General features: G+C 45.8%; 9 protein-coding genes. 6 read left to right on the plus strand and 3 right to left on the minus strand.

All coding sequences use genetic code 11. From position 1 onward, the window contains the following. Positions 1–98: 98 nt before the first annotated feature. Entirely contained in the window at positions 99–401 is a 303-nt protein-coding gene (locus F6K20_RS22040; protein ID WP_008188499.1) for a hypothetical protein, read from the plus strand. Positions 402–481: 80 nt separating this feature from the next. Here the strand turns inward: F6K20_RS22040 and F6K20_RS22045 are convergent, their stop codons facing one another. Further along, a complete protein-coding gene (locus tag F6K20_RS22045) occupies positions 482–616 on the minus strand; it encodes a hypothetical protein (RefSeq protein ID WP_287249577.1) in 135 nt (44 codons plus the stop codon). A gap of 213 nt (positions 617–829) precedes the next feature. Between F6K20_RS22045 and F6K20_RS22050 the strand changes: the two genes are divergently transcribed. The 4 genes from F6K20_RS22050 (at position 830) to F6K20_RS22065 (ending at position 3,508) form a co-directional block, all read left to right on the plus strand. Continuing rightward, positions 830–2,068: a GNAT family N-acetyltransferase gene (locus F6K20_RS22050; protein WP_044494888.1), complete on the plus strand. Its 1,239-nt coding sequence runs from the start codon at positions 830–832 to the stop codon at positions 2,066–2,068. 109 nt (positions 2,069–2,177) lie between these two features. Next, positions 2,178–2,633 (plus strand): Holliday junction resolvase RuvX, encoded by a 456-nt coding sequence (gene ruvX, locus F6K20_RS22055; RefSeq protein WP_008188497.1) that lies wholly within the window; start codon positions 2,178–2,180, stop codon positions 2,631–2,633. 60 nt (positions 2,634–2,693) lie between these two features. Next, positions 2,694–2,963, plus strand: a complete 270-nt coding sequence (gene rpsO, locus F6K20_RS22060) for a 30S ribosomal protein S15 (RefSeq protein WP_008188496.1) — start codon at positions 2,694–2,696, stop codon at positions 2,961–2,963. Positions 2,964–2,998: 35 nt separating this feature from the next. Then, positions 2,999–3,508 (plus strand): PAM68 family protein, encoded by a 510-nt coding sequence (locus tag F6K20_RS22065; protein ID WP_008188495.1) that lies wholly within the window; start codon positions 2,999–3,001, stop codon positions 3,506–3,508. A gap of 531 nt (positions 3,509–4,039) precedes the next feature. Here F6K20_RS22065 and F6K20_RS22070 read toward each other — a convergent pair. Then, positions 4,040–4,168, minus strand: coding sequence for a hypothetical protein (locus tag F6K20_RS22070; protein WP_287249585.1), 129 nt, complete (start codon positions 4,166–4,168; stop codon positions 4,040–4,042). Between the two features lie 46 nt (positions 4,169–4,214). On the opposite strand from F6K20_RS22070, the gene aroF reads away from it, so the two are divergent. Next, positions 4,215–5,279, plus strand: coding sequence for a 3-deoxy-7-phosphoheptulonate synthase (aroF, locus tag F6K20_RS22075; protein WP_044494869.1), 1,065 nt, complete (start codon positions 4,215–4,217; stop codon positions 5,277–5,279). A 98-nt stretch (positions 5,280–5,377) separates the two neighbouring features. Here aroF and F6K20_RS22080 read toward each other — a convergent pair. Then, a partial coding sequence (locus tag F6K20_RS22080; RefSeq protein ID WP_287296025.1) for a nitrilase-related carbon-nitrogen hydrolase occupies positions 5,378–5,649 on the minus strand: 272 nt, incomplete at its 5' end.

The following is a 5,649-nucleotide window of genomic DNA, read 5'->3' on the forward strand; positions in this document are numbered from 1 at the left end:
TCCCTAACTTATCGTTATGGGGATGAGCCCTCAGAGCTTTCGGTAAACTATATAATCGAGCATTTCTACCTCATCGATATATATCTTCTGTTTTAATTATGGAATCAGCTATTTCTTCTTCTGTTAGTACTACTGACGAATTACCCCGCGAGGTGAGAGTTGCTCAACTGCGTAATCTGGTAGAAACTCTACACATCGCGGATGAAATTGCCAGCCAAGGCTACCTGATTAGTAGTTCTGAACTGGCCGATTTAATGGATGTGAACGCCAGCGCTGTCACTAGTCGGGGTAACCACTGGTCTTGGCGCAACTGGGTTGTCTCAAGGGTCAGGCGTGAAGGTAATCAAATTCTGTGGCAGTTAGAACGGGTAGACAAAGGGAATATAATGGATGAAGACTAAGCCTTACAAGACTAAGCGCTAGATAAGGGCATGCCTATACTACCTTGAGACTATGTTGGTAAGCAGTCAGCAGTCAGCGGTCAGCAGTCAGCGGTCAGGTTATTTGATTCAATTGCGGTGTACTCCTCAAGTAGTGTGGCCACAGGCTGATAGCTGATACGCGACACGCTGATAGCTGATAGCTTACCTATGTTGAGACTATGTTGAGTGTTCACCCTTGACCGACCCTTAACGATTAACACTCAACACTCCCAGTGGTTGATTAAACCCCATGAACACAACTTAATATTACTCATATGTCTTGTCACAACTGGGATGATGGGAAAATAGCTAATATATTGGCAGTAACCCTAGTCTTGCAAATGTAGGTTACAGCGCAAGAACATGGGTCAAACAGAGCGAGCAGCTTCATGGCATCCGTACCCAAAATGACTTCACCTGTCTCGGAAAACCCGAAGAACTTGATCCGCCCATTTCAATACCATGATTTGGCAGCAATTGAGAAGCTACTGCAACAGGCAACTGATGGGCAGAGTAAGATCTGCCCATCAGTTGACCAACAGCCACTTAAACACGTTAGACGCTGGTATTGGTTGCTGAAGTTTTTGAGTTGGTTTCCCAACCCCTATCAGTACAGCTTTTGTATGTATGTGGCTGAGCAACTCCAAAAGCTGTGCGGACTGATCAAAATTTCCCCATTTAATCACACCCGTAGTACTTGGCGGGTGGAGCAGGTGTTAGTTGATGCCAACAATTCTCTAGTGAGTAACACCCTGGCAACTCGAGACATTGGCTCGGCTCTGTTGCGCCATTGCTTTGAAAAAATTTGGCAAGCGCGAACTTGGTTATTGGAAGTCAATATCAATCATAAAAGTTCACTGGCTCTTTATCGGCAAAACGGATTCCAACCCCTAGCTCAGATGACCTATTGGGCGATTGAGCCAACACTGCTGGAAAAATTGGCGGTTCGTGAACCAGATTTGCCGAACCTGTTGCCTGTCAGTAACGCAGATGCTCAGTTGCTCTATCAGCTGGATACGGCATCAATGCCACCAATAGTGCGTAAGGTTTTTGACCGCCATATCCAGGATTTTCAAACCAGTATGTCACGGAAAATCATTGATTCACTGTGGCAGTGGCTAAATCATACTGAAGTGATCAGTGCCTATGTATTTGAACCACAGCGTAAAGTCGCCGTTGGCTATTTTCGGCTGCGACTGTGCCGTGATGGTAACCGTACCAACTCAGCTGAGTTAACAGTTCATCCAGCCTACAATTACCTATATCCAGAGTTACTGTCTCAAATAGCACGGATTGCCCAAAAACTGCCTTCCCAATCCCTACATCTGGCAACGGCTGACTATCAAGCTGAGCAGGAAGAGTATCTAGCTCAGCTGGGAGCAGAACGGATTGAGCATACTCTGCTGATGTCCCGTTCTGTCTGGCATAAGTTGCGAGAAACCAAGTCTGTAACTTTTGAGTTATCGGATGTGCTTCAGGGGCTACAGCCAGCCCGAACCCCAATCCCCAGCCGCATATCCTGGTCACAATCCCCATCGAAGAAACACCGTGCTAAGGGTAAAAAGGTCTCTATTGGGGTTTCCCAGTCTAAGAGTGTAGTCTCTCAAGAGGAGACGGTGTCGGTTAAATCTTCACCACAGAAGTAGTTAGAGATTCCAAGTTGGGTTATAGCTAATGTAAGAAAGCTTCATACCTAATGTGCCATTTCCAAAATTAGCTCTGTGACTGTAAATTTATAAGATAGGAGCTTAAGTTATGGAAAGAATTTCAGCACTGGGATTGGATTTGGGAAGCAAACGTATTGGTGTGGCTGGTTGTGATGGGACGGGTTTGATTGCTACTGGTTTAACTACTATTGATCGTACCTCATTTCAAAGGGATGTTGACCAACTGCGAGAGTTAGTTGAAACCAGAGAAGTGCAGCTACTGGTGGTAGGTTTGCCTTATTCGATGGATGGGACTCTGGGTTTCCAGGCACGAAAGGTGCAAAAATTGGCGACGCGATTAGCAGCAGCACTCCAGCTGCCGGTAGAGTATATCGATGAACGGCTTACCTCTTGGGAGGCTGAATCGCGACTCAAGGCGAGTAAGCGATCGCTTACCCAAAATAAAGGACTGATTGACCGTCACGCTGCTGCTATTATCCTACAACAGTGGTTAGATAGGCGGCGCTCAGCTAATCATAACAATCCCCCAGCCTCTGGGAATTGAATCCCTTCTTGATGGTGATAGAATAGAAAACTGTTGACTTATACTAATTAAACTTTATCAATGAGTCTAACTCAAGAACGTAAAACTGAAATTATTAATGGCTACCAGGTCCATGAAACTGACACTGGTTCGGCAGAGGTGCAAGTGGCTATCCTGACTGAGCGTATCAATACATTGAGTCTCCATCTACAAAGCCACAAAAAAGATTACTCGTCTAGACGGGGATTATTAAAGATGATCGGTCGCCGCAAGCGCTTACTTAGCTATATTCGTCAAGACGATCAACAACGGTATCAAAAATTGATTGAGCGCTTAGGTATTCGGGGTTAGACCCTAGTTGAATAGACCCTAGTGTAAAAGAGTGTATGTCTACTGAACCGTCACGGGAGCGATTGCCTTTTGAACCACGTCAAAAGCGCAAAAAGAACCCTAAAGCCCAAAATTCATCAACAAATCCCCAAACTACTCCAAAGGAAAAACCCAGTCAAACTACTGTCAAGCAAGATAAGAAGCAAAATAAGAAGCAAGATCAGCCAACGGCAGCCTCAAATGACTCAATGGCAATCCCCGATGTGGTCAGTAAAAGGATGGTGCGTCGGATGGGTCTAATGTGTGGTATTCCCAGTTTCTTAGGGATAGTTACATTTGTGGTTAGCTATTTATTGATCACACAGGTTGGGGTAGAGTTACCCCATGTGGCAGTGATTCTGGTGAGTATGGGATGCTTTGGTCTAGGTGTGTTGGGGTTGAGCTATGGTGTTCTTTCTGCTTCGTGGGAGGAAGATATACCAGGAACTTTTTTTGGTTGGCAAGAGTTCACCACTAACCTAGGCAGATTGACATCAGCATGGCGTGCTGCTAAGACAAAGAGTTAACCCTTTGGGAATCCTATGATCTCAGTTTGGGGATAAGTTTACCAGGTAGGAAGCCCAAAAGTGCTTCCTAACTAACCTGGGTAAGTAATTTGTTATGGTAATTAACATATTATTATATTAATTAGTTATATTTTTGCGTTCTTCCGCCTAAATCAAAGATTGTAGACAGGGAGTTCCCTCAAAATTTTGCTTAAAACAGATATCGCGACTAGTTAAACATTAATATAAGCCAAAAAGGCATATCTAGAGCAAGAAAGTGTTCTGTAGAATAATTAAAGCACTCTGTCAACAGCAAAGGGAGTAAAAGGGAGTAACTCGACCATCTCCCACCCAAATTCCCTGAGTGGGGCTAAAATCCCTAAGCTGTTGAGAATCTAGTTGTATTAGACACTCTAAGGGAAATCTTGGGTTTCAGCCTTAGAATTATGTTTGTTTAGTAGGGTAATCAAAATTAAGAGCTAACCGCCACCTACTAAATACAATAGAACTTTTTGTATTGTTCCGGTGCGGAGGGGCATCCCGTGTCGTCAATCAAGCTTGCCAAGTATCCGTTCGCGTAGCGTCGGGCAAAGCCCGATACCGTTGGGTGGAGTTGGCAAGAAGCCCACACTGTAATCTCTGATAAGCGTGTGGGAGTATGTCACTCGGCTCGTTTCTCATCCCCGGTCATTAGACGCGGGGTTTATAAACTCACGAGGATTTTTTTATGATAGTAGTAATGAAGGTAGGCTCTCCAGAAGTCGAGGTGACTCGCCTGAGCCAGGAATTTAGCCAATGGGGGCTGACTCCAGAAAAAATTGTTGGTAAGCATAAAGTGGTGTTGGGTCTAGTCGGTGACACCGCTTCTTTAGACCCCCTACAAATTCAGGAAATTAGTCCGTGGATAGAACAGGTACTGCGGGTAGAGCAACCGTTTAAACGGGCTAGCCGTGAGTATCGTCATGGGGAAGCCAGTGAGGTATTAGTGCCAACGCCGAATGGACCTGTTGTGTTCGGTGAACACCATCCCTTGGTAATTGTTGCCGGTCCGTGCTCGGTGGAAAACGAGGAGATGATCGTGGAAACAGCACGGCGGGTTAAGGCATCAGGAGCCAAGTTCCTGCGGGGAGGTGCCTACAAACCCCGGACATCCCCCTATTCGTTCCAGGGTCATGGAGAAAGTGCCTTGGATTTGCTAGCCAAGGCACGGGAAGAAACTGGGTTGGGCATCATTACTGAAGTGATGGACACGGCTGATGTGGATAAAATTGGTATGGTAGCAGATGTTCTGCAAGTGGGTGCCCGTAACATGCAGAATTTTGCCCTACTGAAAAAAGTGGGGGCTCAAGATAAGCCAGTACTCCTGAAGCGGGGGATGTCAGCAACTATTGATGAGTGGTTGATGGCTGCTGAATATATCCTAGCAGCGGGCAATTCTAATGTGATTCTTTGTGAACGGGGAATTCGGACATTTGACCGTAAATACAGCCGGAATACCCTAGATCTTTCAGTAGTGCCAGTCTTACGGCTCCTAACTCACTTGCCGATTATGATTGACCCCAGTCACGGCACAGGGAAGTCGGATTATGTTCCAGCTATGGCAAAAGCAGCGATCGCAGCTGGAACTGACTCGTTGATGATAGAAGTTCACCCCAACCCCGCTAAAGCCCTATCTGATGGACCACAATCTTTGACACCGAATCGGTTTGATGAGTTGGTGAAAGAAATGGCGGTAATCGGCAAAGCCGTAGGGCGTTGGTCTGAATCTGCTGTGCCTGTTGCTACTCATTAGTAGTTAGTTCTTAGTGATGACCTGAGTTCGAGATTACTAACTTGATCCAGAACTCAGGTTAATTAAGACTGATAGCTAATAAGATAACTAAGAACTAATCAAACAAACACTCTGTGTTCTAGACAAGGCATCTGTTGGCGGACTTGTTGGAGGCGGTCTGGGTCAATTTCTGCGATCGCAACTCCTGGTGTGTCTCCAGCATCTGCCAAGATTACCCCCCAAGGGTCTACTATCATAGCATGACCATGGGTGTAGCGCATGGCATAGTGACGACCAGTTTGGGCTGGGGCAATGACATAGCAGGTGTTTTCTATGGCTCTAGCTTGGAGCAGAACTTGCCAATGGTCTTTGCCAGTGTAGGCGGTGAAGA

Source organism: Moorena sp. SIO2C4 (genome assembly GCF_010672485.1).
GTDB classification, from domain to species: Bacteria; Cyanobacteriota; Cyanobacteriia; order Cyanobacteriales; family Coleofasciculaceae; genus Moorena; species Moorena producens.

What these genes read in the sequence shown, in the direction of transcription:
- F6K20_RS22040 (WP_008188499.1), top strand. Translation starts at nt 99, where the DNA reads ATGGAATCAGCTATTTCTTCTTCTGTTAGTACTACTGACGAATTACCC.
- F6K20_RS22050 (WP_044494888.1), top strand. Translation starts at nt 830, where the DNA reads ATGACTTCACCTGTCTCGGAAAACCCGAAGAACTTGATCCGCCCATTT.
- ruvX (WP_008188497.1), top strand. Translation starts at nt 2,178, where the DNA reads ATGGAAAGAATTTCAGCACTGGGATTGGATTTGGGAAGCAAACGTATT.
- rpsO (WP_008188496.1), top strand. Translation starts at nt 2,694, where the DNA reads ATGAGTCTAACTCAAGAACGTAAAACTGAAATTATTAATGGCTACCAG.
- F6K20_RS22065 (WP_008188495.1), top strand. Translation starts at nt 2,999, where the DNA reads ATGTCTACTGAACCGTCACGGGAGCGATTGCCTTTTGAACCACGTCAA.
- F6K20_RS22070 (WP_287249585.1), bottom strand. Translation starts at nt 4,168, where the DNA reads ATGAGAAACGAGCCGAGTGACATACTCCCACACGCTTATCAGAGATTA.
- aroF (WP_044494869.1), top strand. Translation starts at nt 4,215, where the DNA reads ATGATAGTAGTAATGAAGGTAGGCTCTCCAGAAGTCGAGGTGACTCGC.